General features: G+C 46.4%; 17 protein-coding genes. 10 read left to right on the top strand and 7 right to left on the bottom strand.

Features of this window, described 5'->3' with window-relative positions:
* Positions 1-137 precede the first annotated feature (137 nt).
* From LZU85_RS01975 to LZU85_RS01960, 4 genes are all read left to right on the top strand, one after another.
* The gene (locus tag LZU85_RS01975; protein ID WP_237286238.1) at positions 138-431 is read left to right on the top strand and encodes a hypothetical protein; all 294 of its coding nucleotides are present in this window, start codon (positions 138-140) and stop codon (positions 429-431) included.
* Positions 432-1,484, top strand: a complete 1,053-nt coding sequence (locus LZU85_RS01970; RefSeq protein WP_176297010.1) for a porin family protein — start codon at positions 432-434, stop codon at positions 1,482-1,484. It abuts the gene before it with no gap.
* 334 nt (positions 1,485-1,818) lie between these two features.
* Complete coding sequence (locus LZU85_RS01965; protein ID WP_237286237.1) at positions 1,819-3,255, top strand: glyceraldehyde-3-phosphate dehydrogenase; 1,437 nt, start codon at positions 1,819-1,821, stop codon at positions 3,253-3,255.
* A 335-nt stretch (positions 3,256-3,590) separates the two neighbouring features.
* Positions 3,591-3,818, top strand: coding sequence for a hypothetical protein (locus LZU85_RS01960; RefSeq protein ID WP_237286236.1), 228 nt, complete (start codon positions 3,591-3,593; stop codon positions 3,816-3,818).
* Here the strand turns inward: LZU85_RS01960 and LZU85_RS01955 are convergent.
* Complete coding sequence (locus tag LZU85_RS01955; protein ID WP_086016905.1) at positions 3,815-4,687, bottom strand: LysR family transcriptional regulator; 873 nt, start codon at positions 4,685-4,687, stop codon at positions 3,815-3,817. The genes LZU85_RS01960 and LZU85_RS01955 overlap by 4 nt on opposite strands.
* A 104-nt stretch (positions 4,688-4,791) precedes the next feature.
* Between LZU85_RS01955 and LZU85_RS01950 the strand changes: the two genes are divergently transcribed.
* Positions 4,792-6,048 carry an adenylosuccinate synthase gene (locus LZU85_RS01950; RefSeq protein WP_176297008.1) on the top strand — a complete coding sequence of 419 codons (1,257 nt, stop codon included), beginning with the start codon at positions 4,792-4,794 and terminating at the stop codon, positions 6,046-6,048.
* Between the two features lie 65 nt (positions 6,049-6,113).
* Here LZU85_RS01950 and LZU85_RS01945 read toward each other — a convergent pair whose 3' ends face one another.
* Positions 6,114-6,938: a siderophore-interacting protein gene (locus LZU85_RS01945; RefSeq protein WP_237286235.1), complete on the bottom strand. Its 825-nt coding sequence runs from the start codon at positions 6,936-6,938 to the stop codon at positions 6,114-6,116.
* Positions 6,939-7,186: 248 nt separating this feature from the next.
* Here LZU85_RS01945 and LZU85_RS01940 point away from each other — a divergent pair, with 248 nt between their 5' ends.
* Entirely contained in the window at positions 7,187-8,095 is a 909-nt protein-coding gene (locus LZU85_RS01940; protein ID WP_336886256.1) for a siderophore ABC transporter substrate-binding protein, read from the top strand.
* Between the two features lie 65 nt (positions 8,096-8,160).
* Here the strand turns inward: LZU85_RS01940 and LZU85_RS01935 are convergent, their stop codons facing one another.
* From LZU85_RS01935 to LZU85_RS01925, 3 genes are all read right to left on the bottom strand, one after another.
* Positions 8,161-10,218, bottom strand: a complete 2,058-nt coding sequence (locus tag LZU85_RS01935) for a TonB-dependent receptor plug domain-containing protein (protein WP_176297005.1) — start codon at positions 10,216-10,218, stop codon at positions 8,161-8,163.
* A 1,022-nt stretch (positions 10,219-11,240) separates the two neighbouring features.
* The gene (locus LZU85_RS01930) at positions 11,241-12,026 is read right to left on the bottom strand and encodes a substrate-binding periplasmic protein (RefSeq protein ID WP_176297004.1); all 786 of its coding nucleotides are present in this window, start codon (positions 12,024-12,026) and stop codon (positions 11,241-11,243) included.
* 118 nt (positions 12,027-12,144) lie between these two features.
* On the bottom strand, positions 12,145-12,429 hold the full coding sequence (locus LZU85_RS01925; protein ID WP_043921217.1) for a hypothetical protein: 285 nt from the start codon (positions 12,427-12,429) through the stop codon (positions 12,145-12,147).
* Positions 12,430-12,616: 187 nt separating this feature from the next.
* Here LZU85_RS01925 and LZU85_RS01920 point away from each other — a divergent pair, with 187 nt between their 5' ends.
* Entirely contained in the window at positions 12,617-13,690 is a 1,074-nt protein-coding gene (locus LZU85_RS01920; RefSeq protein ID WP_176297003.1) for a sensor domain-containing diguanylate cyclase, read from the top strand.
* Here LZU85_RS01920 and LZU85_RS01915 read toward each other — a convergent pair.
* Entirely contained in the window at positions 13,662-14,567 is a 906-nt protein-coding gene (locus tag LZU85_RS01915; protein ID WP_060533286.1) for a DMT family transporter, read from the bottom strand. The two genes, LZU85_RS01920 and LZU85_RS01915, sit on opposite strands and share 29 nt — an antisense overlap.
* Before the next feature lie 87 nt (positions 14,568-14,654).
* Between LZU85_RS01915 and LZU85_RS01910 the strand changes: the two genes are divergently transcribed.
* The 3 genes from LZU85_RS01910 to LZU85_RS01900 all read left to right on the top strand — a co-directional run bounded on the left by LZU85_RS01910 (position 14,655) and on the right by LZU85_RS01900 (position 20,105).
* Positions 14,655-16,088 (top strand): aminotransferase-like domain-containing protein, encoded by a 1,434-nt coding sequence (locus LZU85_RS01910; protein WP_237286234.1) that lies wholly within the window; start codon positions 14,655-14,657, stop codon positions 16,086-16,088.
* Between the two features lie 131 nt (positions 16,089-16,219).
* Complete coding sequence (locus tag LZU85_RS01905) at positions 16,220-18,067, top strand: M3 family metallopeptidase (RefSeq protein ID WP_237286233.1); 1,848 nt, start codon at positions 16,220-16,222, stop codon at positions 18,065-18,067.
* Positions 18,068-18,368: 301 nt separating this feature from the next.
* Positions 18,369-20,105, top strand: a complete 1,737-nt coding sequence (locus tag LZU85_RS01900; RefSeq protein ID WP_237286232.1) for a hypothetical protein — start codon at positions 18,369-18,371, stop codon at positions 20,103-20,105.
* A gap of 251 nt (positions 20,106-20,356) precedes the next feature.
* Here LZU85_RS01900 and LZU85_RS01895 read toward each other — a convergent pair whose 3' ends face one another.
* The gene (locus LZU85_RS01895; protein ID WP_237286231.1) at positions 20,357-20,566 is read right to left on the bottom strand and encodes a hypothetical protein; all 210 of its coding nucleotides are present in this window, start codon (positions 20,564-20,566) and stop codon (positions 20,357-20,359) included.
* Positions 20,567-20,691 lie beyond the last annotated feature (125 nt).

Raw genomic sequence — 20,691 nt, 5'->3', positions numbered from 1 at the left:
GCTTGGCTTTAATAATTGTGCTTATTATGCTCTTTCCACACAGTGTCAGAGCAAGTGAACAGTTTGTCATTTTTTCACTAAATAAACAGATACCTACACTAAGCACCAGTCAAGTTAAGATGATCTATAGAGGAAAAATGACTCAAATCGAAGGCACTCCAATTGAGTTAGTTGATCTGCCTTCCGATTCAGAGAATCGTCATTTGTTTTACCAGCACTTACTCAACAAAAACCCTTCCCAAATGGCCGCTATTTGGGCAAAGCAAACCTTTTCAGGACGCACAAAACAACCTTTTCAGCTCTCCGAACAAAGCATTAAAGAGGTAATGGAATGGCTAGCCATTACACCTTCAGGTATTGCTTATTTTCCAGCGAATGAGGTACCCAGTGACGTGCATGTGCTCTATCAATTCACTATCGAGGAAGAATAAATGAGGCTTAAATTTATTTTACCCCTGTTAATACTCTGCCCCCCCACATATGGAGAGTGGGCACTATCAGACACACTTTCGCTTAGTGGTTTTGGCTCAGCATCGGCAAGCAAATCTAACCAATCTATCCCTATCATCCAACAAAAAGAGTTCACCGAAGAATGGTGTTACGACTGTGAAACAACCCTCGGTTTGCAATTGGATTGGTCAATGAACGAAAACTGGCGAGCATCACTACAAGTCGTCAAACAACCGCACGATGAGTTTTCAGATCCTGCGCTCGCATGGGCTTTTGTCGAATATCGCTGGGATGATTGGAGCACAAAAGTAGGCCGTCAGAGAATTCCACTTTTTCTTATGTCTGAGTACTTATTTGTCTCACAAGCCTACCCATGGCTGCGACCTCCCATCGATGTCTATGAAAGCGTGTTAGGTATTTCAAACTACGATGGGCTTTCTCTCGATGTACAGAAGTGGATAACCTCTGATATTCCAGTGCGATTCGCTACTTTTGTTGCCAAATCGAGCAGCGACGATTACTCCTTATATGGACAACCCCTGACCATCGATACCGATATTTCTTATGGCATCACCACCGAAATCGACTTTGATGAGAATCTTGTTCGTGCAGCGCTCATACACACGATATTTGAACAAACATATGCTGCAACCACCATTATTCCCGGAGGGGAACAATCGTTAACCTTGTTCAGTTTGGGCACAATATACAACTGGCAGCAATGGCAATTTATTGCTGAGTTGCTGACCAGTAATCGCTATCACGCCCATTGGTATGTCAGCCTCAACTACCAATGGAACGATATCACTCCCTACGTCACGTACAGTCAAAGGAGAAAATCCGTCGAAAACGAAACATACAGCGTGGGCTTGAAATACTCACTGTTACCTAATTTGAGTCTTTATGGCGAATGGCTTTACATACAAAGCCCTAAAAGTGTGATTAGCGGCCACTTTACACAACCACAATTGCCGCCCGACCAAGCGATAGGGGAAGTGGATCTCTTTAGTTTAGGAATTTCGTTTACGTTTTGAGTTTTAAACGTGACGAATTCCAAATTTAAAGCGCAAATCGATGATCTATTTTCATTTATAGAGTGCTAATAAACATTATTCGCACAAAATAAGTTCGCAAAAATAAAAAAGTCAATAGGTCTTTGGACATCAAAAAACCTATCAATGCCAACAATTTTCCCACTTTAAAGTATTTTTCACTGACTTTATTTTTCCTAGCAGAATAACGACTTGAACTGTAAAATCCCGCCACATAAATATTACAAGACTATTACAACCCTTATCCCTACTTTCTGTTCCCCCTACATTCAGAAAGTAAGGTCAGCCCCAAAAACGTGAAAGGTCTAATACAAACATGAGTCCAGAGAAATATCTCCAAGACTGGCAAACCAGCCAAACGATTGCGGAATCCATCACTCCACTCATCGGCAAGCTGTACCGCCAAAAAGGTGTCGAAATCATTCTTTTTGGTAAAACCCTGATTAATGCAACCACCATCGACATTCTCAAAACTCACCGTGTCGCTCGACACTACACTGGCACTCCTCTTTCTCTTGAGCAAACACTACCTATCATCGAAAAAGTATGTGACATGAGCATTTCTGCTTGCCGTGTTGATGTTGGCCAACTTGCTCATCAATATTGGGAAAGCCACGACGATACGTCTGCACTGGATGACTACTTACAAACCGCATTAATTGGCGCATTAGATGCAGGTTCTTCACTCGCATCACGAGATGTTGTGTTGTACGGTTTTGGCCGAATTGGCCGTCTATTAACCCGCCTTCTTATTGAAAAGAGTGGCCCAGGTTACCCGTTAAAACTGAAGGCCATTGTTGTCCGTGGTGGACGATATGGTGATTTGCAAAAACGCGCAAGCTTGCTTCGTCGCGACTCTGTACACGGCCAATTCAACGGCAGTATCGTCATTGATGAAGAAAACAGCGCATTGGTGATCAACGGCAATTTCGTTCAGATCATTTATGCGAACAAACCTGAAGAGGTCGACTACACCGCATATGGCATTCAAAACGCCTTAGTGGTCGACAATACTGGCGTGTGGCGTGATGCAGAAGGCTTAGGCCAACATTTGCAATGCCAAGGCGCCGCAAAAGTCCTACTGACCGCGCCAGGTAAAGGCGATATCAAAAACGTGGTATTTGGTGTGAACGAAGATGTAATTAAGTCAGACGACACCATCATCTCTGCCGCAAGTTGTACCACCAACGCCATCACACCGGTGCTGAAAGTGATTAACGACAAATATGGCGTCATCTCAGGTCACATCGAAACAGTGCACTCTTACACTAACGATCAAAACTTGATCGACAACTTCCACAAGGGCGAACGTCGTGGTCGAGGCGCTGCACTGAACATGGTATTGACCTCAACGGGTGCAGCCAAAGCAGTAGCGAAGGCACTGCCTGAACTGGCTGGGCGTTTAACTGGCAATGCGATTCGCGTTCCAACCCCGAACGTGTCGATGGCAGTCGCTAATCTCAACCTTGAAAAAGGTACGACAAAAGAAGAACTTAACGAGTATCTGCGTGAAATGGCGCTGGCGTCACCACTCTCTGCACAAATTGACTATACCGATTCGACAGAGATTGTTTCTAGCGATCTGGTCGGCTCACGTCATGCGGGTGTTGTGGATGGTCAAGCGACGATTGCACAAGATAACCGCGCAGTGCTGTATATATGGTATGACAACGAGTTTGGCTATAGCTGCCAAGTTGTTCACTGTATGGAACAAATGATGGGCGTTCGTTATCAAACTTTCCCTCGTGTGTAATTAGCTTGCTCCACAACTAACGACACCTTGATAACGAAACCACCAGCGGGTTTGTTTACCTACGGCAAAGCCGCTGGTTCAAATATTTGTTCTCTTATAACGACAATAATAATCTCTCCCCCATTGCGCCTGTACCCCCTGATACAGGCGCCTTTTAACCATCATATCGTTGTATTTATCTTACCTTGTGACCGTCGAAGCACACATCGGCTTTCTTCATCCACCAAGCAACTTGGTCAAATGTCAGCGCTTTGTACTTTTTGAATCATATTCATATTTCGTTCATCTTCACCACCGCAGTATGACTCCATAGAACCACCAAAGAGGCAATATTTATGAACCGCATTATTATGACTGCATTGACTGCGATTATCGCTCTGTTCACGCTTATGTTCAGCTTGCTCTTGGCAATTCCGTTGACCATCGTCGCGCTGATCACTGGTAAAAGAATCGAAAAGCAGCTAAAACAAGCCGCACAACAAGCGCAAGCACAACGCACACAATACGATCACGGACAGCAGCATCGAGTCATCGATGGTGAGTTCGAAGAAGTCTCGCGTTAATGCCAATCGGTCGATTGTGCATACTCTTCAACCCACCCAAGTAATTGCTTCGCCGCTTTCGACAGAACTTGGTTTTGTCGAACAATATAGCCAAAATCGGTTGCAGGAAAATCCTCCAAATGCGTGACTTTCCTGCTTAACGTGGTTTTGGTATGCAAAGAAAAATCCGGCACAATCGCGGTGCCAAACCCAGCCTCCGCCCAATCGATTTGCGCTTCGACGCTCCCCACTTCCATCACTCGAAAACGAGGCAGATTCAATTTCGGCAAAGAGGCATCAATCAGCTCCCGAGTACGAGTATCGTGCCCGAGCAAGATGAGTGTCGGCTTGTCTTGCGCCTCCCACTCTTTCTCCAATAAATCATCACCAAATGCACACCATTTAATCTGAGTCAAAGGCGTGAAGTGCAGTGGTTGACTCTCTTTTTGTGCGATCACAAAACCAATATCAGCGCGGGCGCTTTTGACCAATTCGACAGCTTGAGAAGAGGTGGTATTGAACAAAGCCAAATCGATACCCGGATAGTCATTTTTGAAGCGTTGAAAAGGTTCAATCAGCAGCAAACGCGAAACAATGTCACTGGCTGCAATCGAGAGCGTCCCTTGTGTTAATTCATTAATGGCATTGAGATCGGATTGGCAAATTTGCAGTTCATTGAGCATCAACTTAGCAGACTTTAACAATCGACGCCCCGCCGGCGTTAACTGAACCGGGTTTCGTTCGATCAATTTGGCTTTGGTTGTCTGCTCTAGCTGTTTGATATGCAGGCTGACGTTGGGTTGTGTCATGTGCAGCTCGTTGGCGGTTTTGCCAAAATGTTTCACTTCCGCCAAGGTAATAAACGTCTTCAACCAATTCAGATCCAACACCGCAGACTCCATATGAGTTTCTTATTGACTTGATGAGTATAATTAATTTCTCTTATTAAGACTATCACCCTAAGATGCTTTGGTCTTATTTCGGAGGAATTGTCATGACGTCTATCGTTGTTGTGGGTGCAAACTGGGGTGATGAAGGCAAAGGCCGCATCGTTGATTTTCTAGCAGAAAACGCAGCGGCTAGCGTACGTTTCCAAGGAGGAAACAACGCAGGTCATACCGTGGTGAACCATTTTGGTACATTCAAACTTCATCAACTGCCTAGTGGTGTCTTCAACCCAGGTTGCCTCGCGGTGCTTGGCCCTGGCATGGTAATTAGCCCAGCTCTGCTTTCTCAGGAACTTGCGGAAGTTGAACAATCTGGCGTGAAAGTGAATCTGTGTATTTCTGATCGTGCAACGCTGTGTCTACCGCTTCACGCACTAGAAGATACCCTAGAAGAACAGCGCCTAGGCGACAAGGCTTACGGTTCCACTCGCCAAGGTATTGCTCCTGCTTACGGTGATCGCGTGATGAAAAAAGGCATTCTGCTAGGCTGGCTAAAACAACCTGAAGTCTTAGTCGAGCGTCTGCAATTTATGTTGGATTGGAAACTGCCACAACTGCGCGCACTCTACCCTGAGTTCAAGTTTGAACAAACGGCGCAAGAGATGGCCGATTGGCTACTTGAGGTATCTGCCCCTTGGCGTGATGCGATTTGCAACGTGTCTGTTCCTTTAAAAGCACTGCAAGTAGAAAAGCAAAACCTACTTTTTGAAGCGCAACTGGGTGCTGGCCGTGATCTCGTCTATGGTGAATACCCTTGGACAACCTCTTCCAACGTGGTTTCTGCGTACGCAGGCATTGGCAGTGGTTTACCAGCCCTTCGCCCAGAGCGCGTTATCGCTGTCGCTAAAGCCTTCAGCTCATCGGTGGGCACTGGTACGCTGATCACAGCAATGGAAGAACAAGACGCCTTCCGTGAAGCAGCGAACGAGTTCGGTGCAACAACCGGTCGCCCTCGCGATATGGGCTACTTTGATGCCGTAGCCACCCAAAATGGGGTTGAGCTACAAGCGGCAACCGAGATCGCTCTAACCAAACTGGATTGTTTGACTGGCCTTGACGATCTGAAAATCTGTGTGGCTTACCAAGGCGATCACAGTGAGAACCCAATTTGGCCTCAAACCGCAGCATTAGCACCAGTTTACGAGAAAATGCCAAGCTGGAGCGAAGACATCACCGCCTGCCGTCGTTTTGAAGATCTGCCTCAAGCCGCTCAGCGATATGTGTTGCGCATTGAAGAACTGATGGGCGTTCCAGTGACTATGGTCTCTGTTGGCCCTGGTCGTGAGCAAATGATCCTTCGCTAAGCCCTAGTTAGCTAACGCAGAACAGGAAAACCCGGCAATGTGTGTCGGGTTTTCGTTTTCGACGATTAGTACTCACTATCCATCACTTCATGGCGCTCTGCGTGGTAGGCTTCTTCTGTTTTGCCCCTTTTCCAATAAGGTATGGCATAAATGGCTTTCTTTTCTAATTTGAATTGATTCTTAAGTATCTTGCGACATGCGATAACACTTTCATTTTCGCCTGCAACAAACACAGAAAGCGTACCTAACTTCGGCCGATTCGAGAGTGCTTCAATCGCACTTGCCAACACTGGTTTTTCTGCATCAACCTGACGAACAAACCAAGTAATCTCCATGCCTACAGGGGCTTGAATGGGGTGTATATCCGCTTCGTCGTCTACTTCAAGATAGACATATCCAATGGAATCAGAGGGGAGTTTCTCTAGGATTGCACTTATTGCAGGAACCGCTGAGAGATCGCCAGCCAAAACGTGCCAATCGGCTGGTGCTAATAGTGGTTCAGGCCCACTCGGGCCGATTAATCCGATAGTCGAACCTAGGGTTGCTTTCAGTGCCCAGCCACCACCAGGGGTAGCGGCGCCGTGCGTGACAAAATCAATATCAAGCTCATTATCAGCTTTTCGGTACTGCCTCACGGAATAGGCCCGTGCCACAGGTTTATGTTCAGGCCAGATAATTTCTTCACCATGACGCACTGGCAATTGAAGAATACCACTCTGTTGATTGGGGAAAAACACCTTGATGTGCGACCCATTTTGATCGTCAGGAAACCCTTTCAAATCTATCCCGGTGAGTGTCACTCTCAGTAAATTTTTGCAAATCCACGCCTTACGAACAAACTCCAAACGCATCGGAGTTATCCGTTCCACCGTTGTTTTTTTTTCTTCCATTTTCACTTAAACCAATGACTAAAAATATCGCCAACCCGGTTCATCCAATAATGAACTCGAGAATACTGAACAGTTGAGTTCTCACGCTAACTCTTATAGAGAATGATGATCAAGCGTGAAAATAATAATGATAATAGTAATCATTTGTATATAATATGCAACCAAATCTAAACTCTTGTGACTCTTAACTGCAAATAAAGGCACAAGACAACAAATGGTATAAACCACGTTTGACTAGGATGAACCACGTGAAAATTAAACAAAGTGTAATGCTGATTAGCGTACTACTCGCAAACGGTGCATGGGCAAAAGATGTTGTCATTGAGCACTATATGGGAACAACAACTGTCTCTGAATCACCTCAACGTGTCGTGGTGATTGGGCACGGCGCTCTCGATGCGCTCGCCTATTTGGGTGTGGAACCTGTCGCCGTGGCCAAAGCGCCTATTATGCCCAAATATCTCGATAAGTTTCAGGACAGTAAGTACGTCTCGGCAGGCAGCCTGTTTGAGCCTGATTTTGAAGCAATATACTCACAGAAACCGGATTTGATTGTGATCGGTCCACGTGCGGCGCCGAAATACAAAGAGCTATCCGAAATTGCTCCTACCGTTGTTTTCACAACGGACATGAATCAAGGGTATTGGGAAAGCACTCAGAATCAATGGCGTAACCTGGGCAAAATTTTCAACTCAGAGAACAAAGTAGAACAAAAAATAAACCAGTTGAGTCAAGAGTTCGACACCATAAAACACCATAACCAGCAGAAGCAAGTGGACGCACTGACCATTATGGCATCAAGCAACAAGGTGACGACTTTTGGCTCTCAGTCACGCTTCTCTGCTATTTATGAAGATTTTGGTTTTAAAGAAAGCGCATCGAATCTGAAAAACAATAGCCATGGCGATGTTATTTCCTACGAATTCATCAGCAAGACAAATCCAAGTACGCTGCTTGTCATCGATGCAGACAAACTTTCCGGCAAGATTAATGACGTCGATATGCCCTACCTTGACAATGACTTGGTCAAGTCCACCAACGCGTACAAAAACCAGCGCATCACCTTACTCGACCTCGATGCTTGGTATCTCTCAATCTCGGGGGTCTCTGCCACTGAAAAAATGATTGCCGATATCAAAGGAACCATCGAACTTTAGTCACACTTCAATAAAAACGCCTCTGATGCAAATCAGAGGCGTTTTGCTTTTACATACTAAACGAGTTAGAAGTTCAACTGTAACGAAGCACCGATCATACGAGGCTGCTGTTTTAGCTGATCAACGACGTTGTTTTCAAACGGGTAATGCGTTGTCTTATCCGAATCAAACAAGTTAGTTGCAAACAATGCAGCACGGCCGTGTTCAAAGACATAGGCCAATTGAGCGTTGGCAACCCAATATGCATCAATCATGGCAATTTTTGTGTTGCTTCTGTCGGAGTAGTAATCACCCGTGTAAGCAGCATTGGCACTCACTTCAAAGCCATCAAAGAAGCTGTAGAGTGCACCAACATTACCTGTCATACTTGGAGCTCGTGCAAGCTCCCTCGAAGTGCCATTAACTTCTTTGTACTCCGTCTTCAACAAACCCAGATTAGCGAAGAGTTCAAGCGCGTTTGTCGGATACCAACGTGTCCCCAATTCAGCACCATAGGTTTTTGCCTCGTCCAAATTGGTAACAAACATATCGCCATTTGCTCGCTGTTGAGTCATCTGCATGCCATCAAAATCGTTATAGAAGACATTCGACAATAGCTCTAGAGAATGGCCTAGGCTGTGACGAGTGTAGAGCTCGTAGTTCCACAAGAGCTCTTCGTCAAACTCGTACGGATGAAGTCCACGTTGAAACAATTTGAAACCTAAGCCAGCACCGCCAGCGTTGTAGCCTTTTGCCACTTTAAAACCAATGGTTTGGTCCGCGGCAGGCTTATACGCTATATCAAACTTCGGTAAGAAGACACCTAGCGTTTCATCATAGTCAATGTTGAATGCATCAACCTTACGTGTCACTTGCTGTTTTTCAAAACGACCAGCAAGCGTGACATCGATCGATTGGGTAATCGCATACGTCATTTCAGCAAAAAGCGATTGTGTCTCTTTGCTGCCCTCCATCGGTTTCGTCCCTCCCGCATTGGTAAATGACTCATCTTGCTCAGAAGTGTAATAACGAGCCCCCATCAAGGCACTGATACGACCATCATGAGAAAGATATTTTAAAACCGGTTCGATATGGAACTCTGAACCGTCGGTAGTGAAATCAAACAAATCCAAAGGATAAGTGATGCGATCGTTGCTAAATTTGGCGTAAACAACGTTGCTTTCAAAGGTTAACTGGTCATTCAATTGCCATGACACATCCCAACTTGTACTCAACGATTTCGTTTCAAATACGGCTCGATAGGCGTTTAGCCCCTCAAGGTTTGTGCTCTCAGATTGTGGAGCACGTGAATCCATATAGGCAACACCCAACGTCGTTTTAAAACCTGCCACCGATGAAGGCTCATAGAGCAACTTGCCTCTGACGGAGTTCATTTCAATCTGCTTTGTATTACCAGCAGGTTCATAAGCGGCGAGATCAACATAGCTTTCTTTCTTTTGCTGATCAAAACTGAGACGAAAAGCGAGCTCATCTTGAACTATCGGAGCGGAAATCATTGCTGCGGTCTGCGAGTAATTTCGCTCTCCCATACCTGCCTTTACCGCACTTTCAAAGTAGTGAGTAGGATCGTTGGTTTTCATCACAATAGCACCTGCAGAAGCGTTGCTGCCTTGGATGTAACTTTGTGGCCCCAGATAAACTTCCACTTGCTTCATGTCCCAAAGGGAGCGAGGACCAAAAGCAATTTCTGCATAGTTGAGTGAGCGGCCATCAATTGACAAGTTTAAACGAGTCGTCGTGCCGGCAAAGGAAGCCAAGCCTCCCACCGACGGGCCTGAACCGTCGATACCACGTACAGAGGGCAAACTGTTGCCATTGCCCGAATCGACAAGGTTTGGTGTTAACTGCAGAAGGTCGCCAACTTCTGTTGCACCTGGGGTGCTGTTGATCGTTTCTTGATCATATACCTGAACACTGGCACTCGTGTCATAAATCGTTCTTTCTGTTTTCTCACCGATAACAACGACAACCGGCATCTGCTCTGATTTGTCCGTTTTGTTGTTCTCTGTTTGTGCATATGCCTGACCATTGGCACAAAGCCCCATCACGACTGCGGACAAAGCATGCAGTTTAAAGGTTTTTTTATCTGCAACGTTTGCTCGCGCTGGGCGTAAAGCTGCCATTTGAATTTCTCCTTAACTCTAAATCAACAACTGAGTTGTGTTCCTATTCCATGGCCACTGCACACTTTTCTCCTCCCCTTTTGATTAACAAGGCAAAATCGAGAATAGAAAGTCAAAAAGTGGTTTTCCACCTACCGGCGGTTAGAGACCATGTTTTTTTTGCAATTATTGCGGGTGACATACGTTCAAAAGGCCACTGGTTAGACAGAAAGCCAGATACCGAAAATCCAGATGATATAAAACGTATTTCCTAGCGCATTGTAACCAAACAAGATGATAATGCAAATAATTACCATTTAAATTATCGATTGGGTGAATATCGGCTGAGTTCTGTATGAATTGCAAAGAGAAGAGGCTCTGATTGCCAAGAGTGTCGTATCTATCATTGAGACAACAGCGCTGAATCATGTTGTTGTTTCCGGGCTGAGAGACATTACGGATAAAGGTATGTTAGCCACGGATAGCACCAGGCACATGGAGGTTAAGCGAAGAATGTTTAAAGTGTTTAGATAGCCGTGAGTATTTGAGGGGTTTAGGGGTTTAGGGGTTTAACGAGCTGGTATTCAAACCGTTGTTGTCAAACGGCACCAGCTCTCTTTCGTCTAAATGAAATGAATGAACAATTACGCTTGCTTAGTTGCTTCTTTGCTGTCTTTCCAGTATTGAATTCGAATGCGATGAAGCTGAGCTTTTCTCGTTTTTTTCATAGCCATCTTCCTTATAGTTAGTTATTAATCCCAATCTATTGGGTTGTTCGGTTGATTTTTTTGCATCAACAACATAGCGAGGATAATGAAGTTTAACAGTGATCGTTTTCACAAATTAACTACAAAAACAACATGGTTACAGTTAGTTTTTGAACAACTGATCCCGTTAATTTTTGTTGCATCGACTACTCTATCCTCTGCTTATGACAGAAAAATGGCAAATTTGTTCCACTTGGCTGACGATTTAAAAACATACAATCTTTATGCCAAAAGAAAACCAAACGACTTTCACCCACCTTACTGGCAGCCAACTCGTCATCGATACTGATTCAATATCGCTTGATGATAGGTCACGCCTTGCGCGTTTTTCTCTGTTTTTAGTGCATCAATGCCCTGTTGCAGTTTTTCAACGAGGTTTTTGGGCACGTGCTTGTTAAACGCAAAGTACAGTTCTCCTTCTTTCAAAACATAAACTGTCTTAAATAACTTAGGATCAAGACCCGCTTGTGAAGTAAACCATAAAGCCGCACTCTCATCATACGCCAACAAATCTATCCGTCTTTTCATTAGCTGTTCAGCCAATTGAGTGACGTAATTGGCTTCTTGCATCGCTTCACGTGGTACGCCTAACTCGAGCAACATCTGTTCTCCGACATCATCGCGAATTACCCCAATGCGATAATTGGCCATATCGATCGGTTCCATGATTTCGATATCTGCATCGATTCTTGCCATCACAACAGCTTTAATTCCTGCAATCGGCCCCGCCCATTGAAACAAGTGCTCTCTATGCTCTGTTCGTGTGGTTGAAAAAAGCACCGCGTTCTCATTTGTCAGCGCAGCTCGGTACGAACGAGGCCAAGGCTGAATAACAATCTGCCCATCACCAACGTTTTCTCCGACCATGCTTGCGGCTTGACGCAATATGTCGATGGAATACCCTTTTGGTGTGTTACCTTCCAAGAAGTTGGCCGGCGGGTAAGACTCTGAATAAAATGCCAGTTGCTGTAATGAGGTGACTGGTGATGTTGCTGCACTGACGGAAAAGGTGAATGCAAGTATTCCGCAAAGTGCCAAGCCGCTTTTTTGAAAGCCATTCATGATCGCTCCGTCAATCGTTTGGTCCTGTTAAAAAACTAGTCAAAGATCACATGACCGTCTAGGACCAGATCATCACAAACGCCGTTTTTACTTGGCAAAATTTGGGACAGAGCAAAAGTTAGGTGTTTGAAATCAGGTTATTTCTCGCCAAGCCCTTGCGCACACTGCTGCATAACTTACCAAAACGTCGAATTTCATCAAAATGGGGAATCACACCACGGTTCATTGCATGTTCCCAATAGCTCAGTTCACCATCCACCATCTCTAGCAGTTTTTTCGGGCAGCCTACACACTCTCCTTTCGGACCACAGACAAACGTCTCTGATTCGTACAATGGTAATTCTTTTTTCACCGCGTCAATGATATTGCGCATCGCAGTTTGTCTATCAGGTTTTTTAGTCATCGGTCGCACGCTTGCAAAAAAGAGCCAGAGTATAGCGTTAGATGAAAAATCTGCACAGATTGTCATACGGATCACGTATAACGAAAACTATTAATAAATTATATGACGTCTCAAGAATGTGATTAGATATTCAACTCACCCCATCCTAAACTTTGTTCGTTTTATAAATTATTACAGTTGGCTAACGATGGAATCATATTTAGGTAAAGGAAGAAAACCGCCAGAAAATGACGCCAAATCTCATCACCGAAGAGAACACAATGATGGCTTCGCTGCCTTGCCATTGGGTTTTCTGGATGAGCTGGCGCAATCTTCCTCTTTGGAAGATGTCTTACTGTGCACCTCGTACTGGGTGCGAGAGATCTTTCAGGCCGATCGCGCCAGTATTACCCTCGACGAAAATGAGCGAGAAATGCGGCTTTATGCATTTGATGGTAATGATGTTCAACCGCAAGAATGTTTGATTCCAATTGGAGGTACCTTGGTTGGCGAAGCTTTTACACAACAAAAAGTGGTGATGTCGAGCCATGATCGTTCTGAAGTGCCAAGCTATTGCAAAAGGCTCTCCGCCGCTGGCCTCACCACCTTTATGATTGCTCCTCTAAAGCACAAAGGCGAATGCTATGGCACGCTCAACATTGCCCATAAACAGCTTGATGCCTATAGCGAGCTGGATGCTCGAGTGCTTGAAACTCTCGCCAACTGGGTTGCTGCACAAGTACATAAGCATCAACAAATCAACAAGATGATTGAGCTTGCGCACATTGACCCACTCACTGGCGCGCTCAATCGGCGTGCGTTTGTTGAAGCGACTTACTTTATCAATGACAAACCAAGGCATTACGATCACCATACCGCACTGTTAATGATCGATTTGGACAAGTTCAAAGAGATCAACGACCAATTTGGCCATCCTGCGGGTGACAAGGTACTGATGCAAATCGCAGCGACCTTAAAAAAACAGATCCGCTCTGATGATCTCCTCGCACGCTTTGGCGGCGAAGAGTTCGCCATATTGCTGCATCATGTCAATGCCGAAGAAGCCATGACCCTTGCTGAGACTCTACGCGTGACGGTAGAACAACTCACCATTGAACATCACCAGCATCGGATTCAGTGCACAGTAAGCATTGGTATTGCCCTGCCCAGTTCTCCTAATCAAGGCTTTGAAGAATTGATGCAACTCGCCGATAACGCACTCTATGTCGCGAAACGATCCGGTAGAAACCAAATCATTTTATCTGACATGTCTCTGATCTAACGGGCTCGACGGCCAATTTCGGCTTTCTTACCACCAAATACACCGCCACCGCAGCCAATAGAAAACCCACCATGGCTTTGGTATCAAACGACTCGCCAAACATCAACCAGGCTTGCAACGCGGTGACGGGAGGGACAAGATAAAAAACCGATGCCACACTCGACGCAGCGCCATTTTTCACCATATAGAGCAACAGCAGTATGGCCGCACACGACAGCACAACCACTAGCCAAACCAGTGTAAGAATAAAGGTTGTTGTCCATTGCACTTGCATGGTTTCAAACTGCCACGCAAAAGGCAGGAACAGGCATGCTGCGGCGAGATACTGCACCATAGCGCCACCCACCATATCCACCCCATGGCAGAAACGTTTTTGGTACAAGGTGCCCAATGTAATACCCACCAGCGCCATTAGGCACAGCGTAATCGCAAGCGTTTTGTGCGCTTCGGTTTGCCAATCCATCTTGCCAGAAAGCACCAAGCTGATACCCAGCAATCCAAGCGCTAAACCCAACCACTGCGAAAACCGAAAGCGCTCTTGAACCGTGACCACCAAAATCAGCGCGGTTAAAATCGGTTGAATCCCCACCAATAAGGAACTCAATCCGGCCGGCATCCCCAACGAAATGGCCCAATAGGTTCCGCCGAGGTAAAACCCATGAATGCCCAACCCCACAACACATGAGTGCCAGAAGGCGGCCCCAGTCGGCACTCGGCGGCGCAGCAACACGATCAGCAACAAAAACAGCGCGATGTTTGCCAACATACGGATCGCCAGCAAGGTCGCAGGTTCTGCGTATTGCAGGCCCAATCTGGCCCCAACAAAACCTGAAGCCCAAAGCAGGACAAACAAAAAGGGGATCGAACGGAGCAGCATGAAAATTCCTTGTGGCTATTATTATCAACTTGCTGTTACTGTAATTGGGTACAGAAATGAAAATAAGAGACAGTTTGAAGGGAATTTATGGGTACAGATGAGCGTGATATCACACACAACAAGTACTTAGTGGTCGAGCAATATGTGCGCTCGGCCATCCAATCCGGCTTGTTCCAACACGATGAAAGACTGCCTTCGATTCGTCGTCTCCAGCAGGAGCTGTCAGTCAGTAAAAACACCGTGATTCGTGCCTATCAAGAGCTGGAAGCGCAAGGTTGGGTCTATTCTGTTGAACGCTCAGGCTATCGTGTGAAACCCGTCGCGATCGCTCCAGAGCACGCTCATGCTAAACCCACCAAGGTCGACCTGCTTTCTGTCTGTAAAGAATTCCTCACCTATCCGCAAGAAAAAGAGCAACTGCCAACGGGTTCTGCACACCCCAACATCGATGCCCCTGCCATCAAAAGTTTGTATGCGGAAATTGGGCGCCATAGCCGACGACAAAGTCAACTTCCTAGCCACTACCAGTTACCACCGGGTGATACCCTTTTAGTCAAACAACTGGCCAAGATTACCGCCGATCTTGGTGTCCCTGTCCAGCTCTCCGAGATCATCACGACCCACGGCGCGCAACAAGCCATCAGTCTGGCCCTGCGAGCCACGACGGTGACTGGTGACATCGTTGCCGTTGAATCCCCTTGTTATTTTGGCAACCTCCTTTTACTGGAATCCCTAGGATTGAATGTGTTGGAGATCCCCAGTTGTCCTAAAACGGGGATGGAAATCGACGCGCTCGCCAAAGCGATGGAAGAGTGGCCGATCAAAGCGATTTTAGTCACACCGAATTTTACCAACCCCACTGGCGCCACCATGACGTTGGAAAAACGTCTGGCCCTTTTGCAAGTCAGCCATGATGTGCCGATCATTGAAGACGACGTATTTGGTGCATTGAGCTTTGATGCCCCTCTGCCAAGCTTGAAATCTCTTGATAGCAAAGGGCGAGTCATCTACGTCAACTCCCTTTCAAAAACACTCGACTCTCGTTTGCGGATCGGTTGGCTGTTGGCCGGACGTTATCATCACCAAGTGGAAAAGCGGCTGCTCTGCGATAGCATGGGCAGTTTGAACCTGATGCAAAGTGCGGTCGCGTCGTTTCTCACTACGGGCAAATACCGTGCTCACACCGCCAGAATGCGTCGACAATACCAGTGCCACAGTAAGCGCTTCCACACCCTGCTTAGCAAGGCATTAAACCAGATTCCCGCGCTGGAAAATCGCTATCAATTGCATCTCAATCAAGGATCGTTCTTGCTGTGGTTAATCCTGCCTGAAGGGGTGGATAGCCATGCGTTGTATCTCGATTGTCGCAAAGAAAAAATTAGCCTATTGCCGGGGACGGTATTTGGCACACACAACCAATATCAACATTGCGTGCGTTTTTGTGTCGCGAACTTTACGAGTGATCACGATTGGCAACCCGCCATCAATACCTTGGTTCGTCTCATCGCTCGTCATCTTTGATATTCCCTGTAAACGCTAAGTACATTTCCGTTTACGCGGGTTTGATTAACCGTACAATGTGGGCATTCGTCATTCTCGCTTCATCATGACATAATCGCCGATTCTTCAGGCAACCATTTTAAAGGACAAAAATGACTGCAACTGCCTATCTTAATAAGCTAAACCAGCAATATCTGACGATTCATCGCACCAAAGAAGATTTCTTCTGGGAAACCTACATGGGGATCAGCGACGATCATCAAGGCTCAACCAAAGCACAGACCGAATGGACCAACTTCCTTTCTCAAGCTTCAAAAATTAACGAAATTAGACAACAACTTGAAGCCGCAGAAACCATCGCAGACTCAACCGAGAAAGCGCAGACGATTCAAGGACTCAATGGCTGGTTAGCCATGTTCCAATCGCACGCCATTGAATCCCCCGAAGCGGGCGAGCTTAAGACTGATCTGATTCAATTTGAAGCGGAGATTTTTGAGAAGAAGCAAAAGCACGTTCTGACTTACGTGAACGAGAAGGGTGAAACGGTTGAAGGCAGCCTGCCGATCCTGAGCTCGGCAATCCGCGCCAACAATCAAGAATCCGTTCGCCAATCTGCGCATCAAGCGTTATTGGATCTCGAACAGTGGTTACTGCAAAACGGTTTCCTTGAGCTGGTGAAAAAACGTAACGCCTTTGCCCGCACCATGGGCTACGCCAACTTCTTCGATTATTCCGTGGTGAAAACCGAGCACATGACCAGTGATGAACTGTTTGTGATTTTGGAGGATTTCGAACAGCGCACTCGTCAAAGTCATCAAAATAGCCTGGATGCATTGGCGCAAGAGAAAGGCAACGGTGCCTTAAAAGGGCATAACTTTGTTTACTCTTTCTCTGGCGATGTCATGCGTGACTTGGACCCGTATGTGCCGTTTTCTAAATCGCTACGTCGTTGGGTAGAATCGTTTGGTCGCCTCAATATTGATTACTCCGGAGCGGAGCTCACACTCGATCTGTTGGATCGCAAAGGCAAATACCCGAACGGTTTCTGCCATGGCCCTATTCCTTCTTTCTATAACCAAGGAGAGTGGATCGCCGCTAAAGTGAATTTCACTTCCAATGCCAAACCAGACCAAGTCGGTTGTGGCTACGATGGCATGAATACCTTGTTCCACGAAGGAGGCCACGCCGCTCACTTTGCCAACGTGAAGCTCAATGCGCCTTGTTTCTCGCAAGAATTTGCGCCAACCTCCATGGCTTACGCTGAAACACAATCTATGTTCTGCGATAGCCTACTTGACGACGCAGATTGGTTGAAGCGCTACGCATTGGATGACGCTGGCAGTCCAGTGCCAGACTCGATCATTCAAGCCATGGTCAATAACCGTCAGCCGTTCAAGGCTTATGCAGAACGCAGCATTCTCGTTGTGCCGTACTTTGAGCGTGCGCTTTATCAAATGAGTGACGAGCAACTCACTGCAGAAAGTGTCACCCAGCTGGCCCGTGATACCGAAATGCGCATTCTGGGTTTGGCGTGCAGCCCGCGCCCACTGATGGCCATTCCACACCTGCTGTCGGATGAAGCCTCTTGCGCCTACCAAGGTTACTTGCTGGCTCATATGGCGGTGTACCAAACTCGCGCCTACTTCACCGAGAAGTTTGGTTACCTATGTGATAACCCAGAGATTGGCCCTCTGTTGGCAGAGCATTACTGGCATGCAGGCAACAGTGTGTCTCATTCTGAGTCAATTAAGCGCCTGACGGGTGAAGGGTTTAATGCGAAATATCTCGCTGACGCCTGTAACCAAACTGCACAGCAAGCGTGGGAAAAAGAGCAGCAGAAAATCGCCGCCCTTGCCGAACGAGAGGTTCACGCTCCTGCTAGCCTTAACGCAACCATCACCATCGTCGATGGCAGTAAGGTGTTGGCTTCGAACGCCATCTCTGACGCCGATATGTGCGATCAATTTGAAGCGTACATCGTCAAAACCTATGGTCGATAAATGATCGATATCCAGAGCCAGCCACGTGCTGGCTCTGCTTTTTTCCTAGTCCCCTCTTCCTCCACCTTCTTCTTCACCTCGACGCCATCGTTGAATGTCTGCTCGATTCCAAAAGCAGAGACACAACACTCGTCTCAACAAATAACGCATTGAATAATAAAACAACTTATATATGATGAAACTACAAAACCAATTGCATATATAGCATGGTGTTTTGTTTTATTATCAATGTTCAAAATTCTCCCACTCGTTTGCATAGAGCGAGAAATGAGAGAGTCAATAACAGACAACGGAGTTGGCCGTGAAAAAACTTATCCTTGCCTCTGCAGTTGCAGCGGCTGCCGTTAGTGGCGCGTATTTCTATAAAGTAGGACTCAATACTCAAGCAGGCGATGACTTCTTGGCTTATGTACCCGCGGATACCCCGCTGATCTCTTTGCAGACCAACGCCATTAATCATTACGAATACTTAACCTCTATGGGTTATCAGAATGAAAGCTTCGCCGATGCGTTCGATCTGAATGAGCTCACCCCAGAGCAAGCCTTTCTTCTCACCTACTTTGATGGCTATCTTAACAGCGCCAGCAATGAACAAAGCCTCAAGAACTACCTCGGTACGGGCGACAACGTGAAACCACTGCTCTACACCTTAGGCATGGTACCGGTTTACAAATTCGAGATTGAAAACCCAACGGCGTTCTGGGCCACCATCGATAAAAAGGAAAAAGAGACAGGCGCGATGCATGAAGTCGGTAAACTTGGCCAAGCCGATTACCGCCGCTATGTTCTCGCGACAGAGCCAAGCGCAGAACAAAACCTTGGTTTTGTGATCGCTCTTGAAGGCAAGGTAGTCACCTTCACGCTCGATGTCCCGATGTTTGGCGCTGAGAACACATTGAAAATGGCACTTGGGGCAGAAAAACCTCAACACTCGTTTGCAGATAGCGGCAAGTTAGCCGCGCTTCAAACTAAATATGGCCAAAATTACCAATTTTACGCCTACCTTGATAACCAAGAAGTGATCAAAGGGATCACGCTCAAAGGCAGCAACCAGTTGGCTCGTCAAATTGATGTGCTGCAACAGATCTCTCCAGAAGATCAAATTGACGTGCTGCGTCAGCCGACTTGTCATACTGAACTGACGGCCATCGCCAGCAATTGGCCTCGTGTTGTGTCTGTCGCGAGTTACCAATCTAAAGACAAACAACTGGTTATGGATGGTAGCATTGTCGTCGAGAGCAACAACCAAGTTCTGATCAATGCACTCAAAACCGTACGCGGCTTTATTCCTAGTGATGAAATTAACCGTGACAGCATCTTTGGTATCAGCTTTGGCTTAGATGTCGCCAAATTAGCGCCAGCGATCAGCAATATTTGGAATGATTTGACGCAACCAAGTTACTCTTGTGAACTCCTCGCAGAAGTCCAACGAGAGGTTCGAGGTGAAAACCCAGCGGCGGCCGTGAGCATGGGCGCAGGCATGGTAAATGGCGTAAAAGGCATTCAGTTTAGCCTGAATGATATTACGATGAACTTACAAGGCCAGTATGGACCTGAATTTGAAAAACTGGATTTCCTATTCAGCCTTTCGGCAGAGGATCCGTCAATGCTGGTGCAAACGGCAAAAATGTTTGTTCCACAACTGGCAGAAGTGAACATTGAACCCAATGGTCAAGCCGTGGATCTCAGTGCACTGGTTGAAGCGCAAACGGGAATGAAAACGCCACTCTTTGCACGCATGAACGACAAACACCTCACGCTCTATGCTGGTGATAAAGCCGCAGCAGGGTCAGAAGTCGTGCTCAAGCAGCCGTTAGAAGCAGGGGGTTTGTGGCAAACCTATATCAACACCTCACGCATACTCGAGTTCGCAACAATGGCTTCTGAGCTCAGCGGTGAGCCCATTCCAACTGAAATCAGTGAAGCCTTAGCGCTGGATTCAACGCTCAATTTTGTTTTTGATGTGAATGATAAAGGCCTAGAAATGCGTTACGACTACCGCATTGATAAGTCCTCAATGAATGTTGCCAACCAATAGTCACTTTCACGATGACGCGTTTATCCAAAGGGACCATTGGTCCCTTTTCTATTCCCGGCTATTTTTGCGCGCCAACAGATGATAGAAAGCCGTCAAATGACGCTCCCCCACTTGGGATTGTTTAACTCTGCACATCACGGAGAAGTCAAATTCGGCGGGGCCAATGCATTTTTCTGACATACCAGCACAAACCAAACGGCCACCAAAAAAAGCAAAGTTCGTTGGTGGCCGTTTACCTATTCGATTTGGGTTTACTTCATTGGCGTACCGTCAGCTGGGTTGATAAACGCCGTCTGTTCAGGATCATCAGTATGATAAAGAGAGGCTTGTCGGTTGTGAATAAGTTGAGCTGCTAACGAAGGACTTACCGCCCTGTGCTCACCTTTTTCCACTCTGAATTCGCCATCCCAAAAGTTATCCCTGAAGCGTCCTGACTCGAGGAACTCAATAACAACCTTCATCGCTTTCTCCTTTAAATCGCACCGAGTTAATTATAGATATATCAGTAGAAGGAGTGATAATGCGAAGGTGTTATAAACAAGCGAGGCATTACAACCAGAATCCTGTTTTCACGGCGCAATGTATT

Source organism: Vibrio floridensis (assembly GCF_021852965.1).
In the GTDB taxonomy this organism is placed as follows: domain Bacteria; phylum Pseudomonadota; class Gammaproteobacteria; order Enterobacterales; family Vibrionaceae; genus Vibrio; species Vibrio floridensis.
Note: the sequence above shows the minus strand (reverse complement) of the source record. Positions and strands in the feature narration are given on the sequence as shown.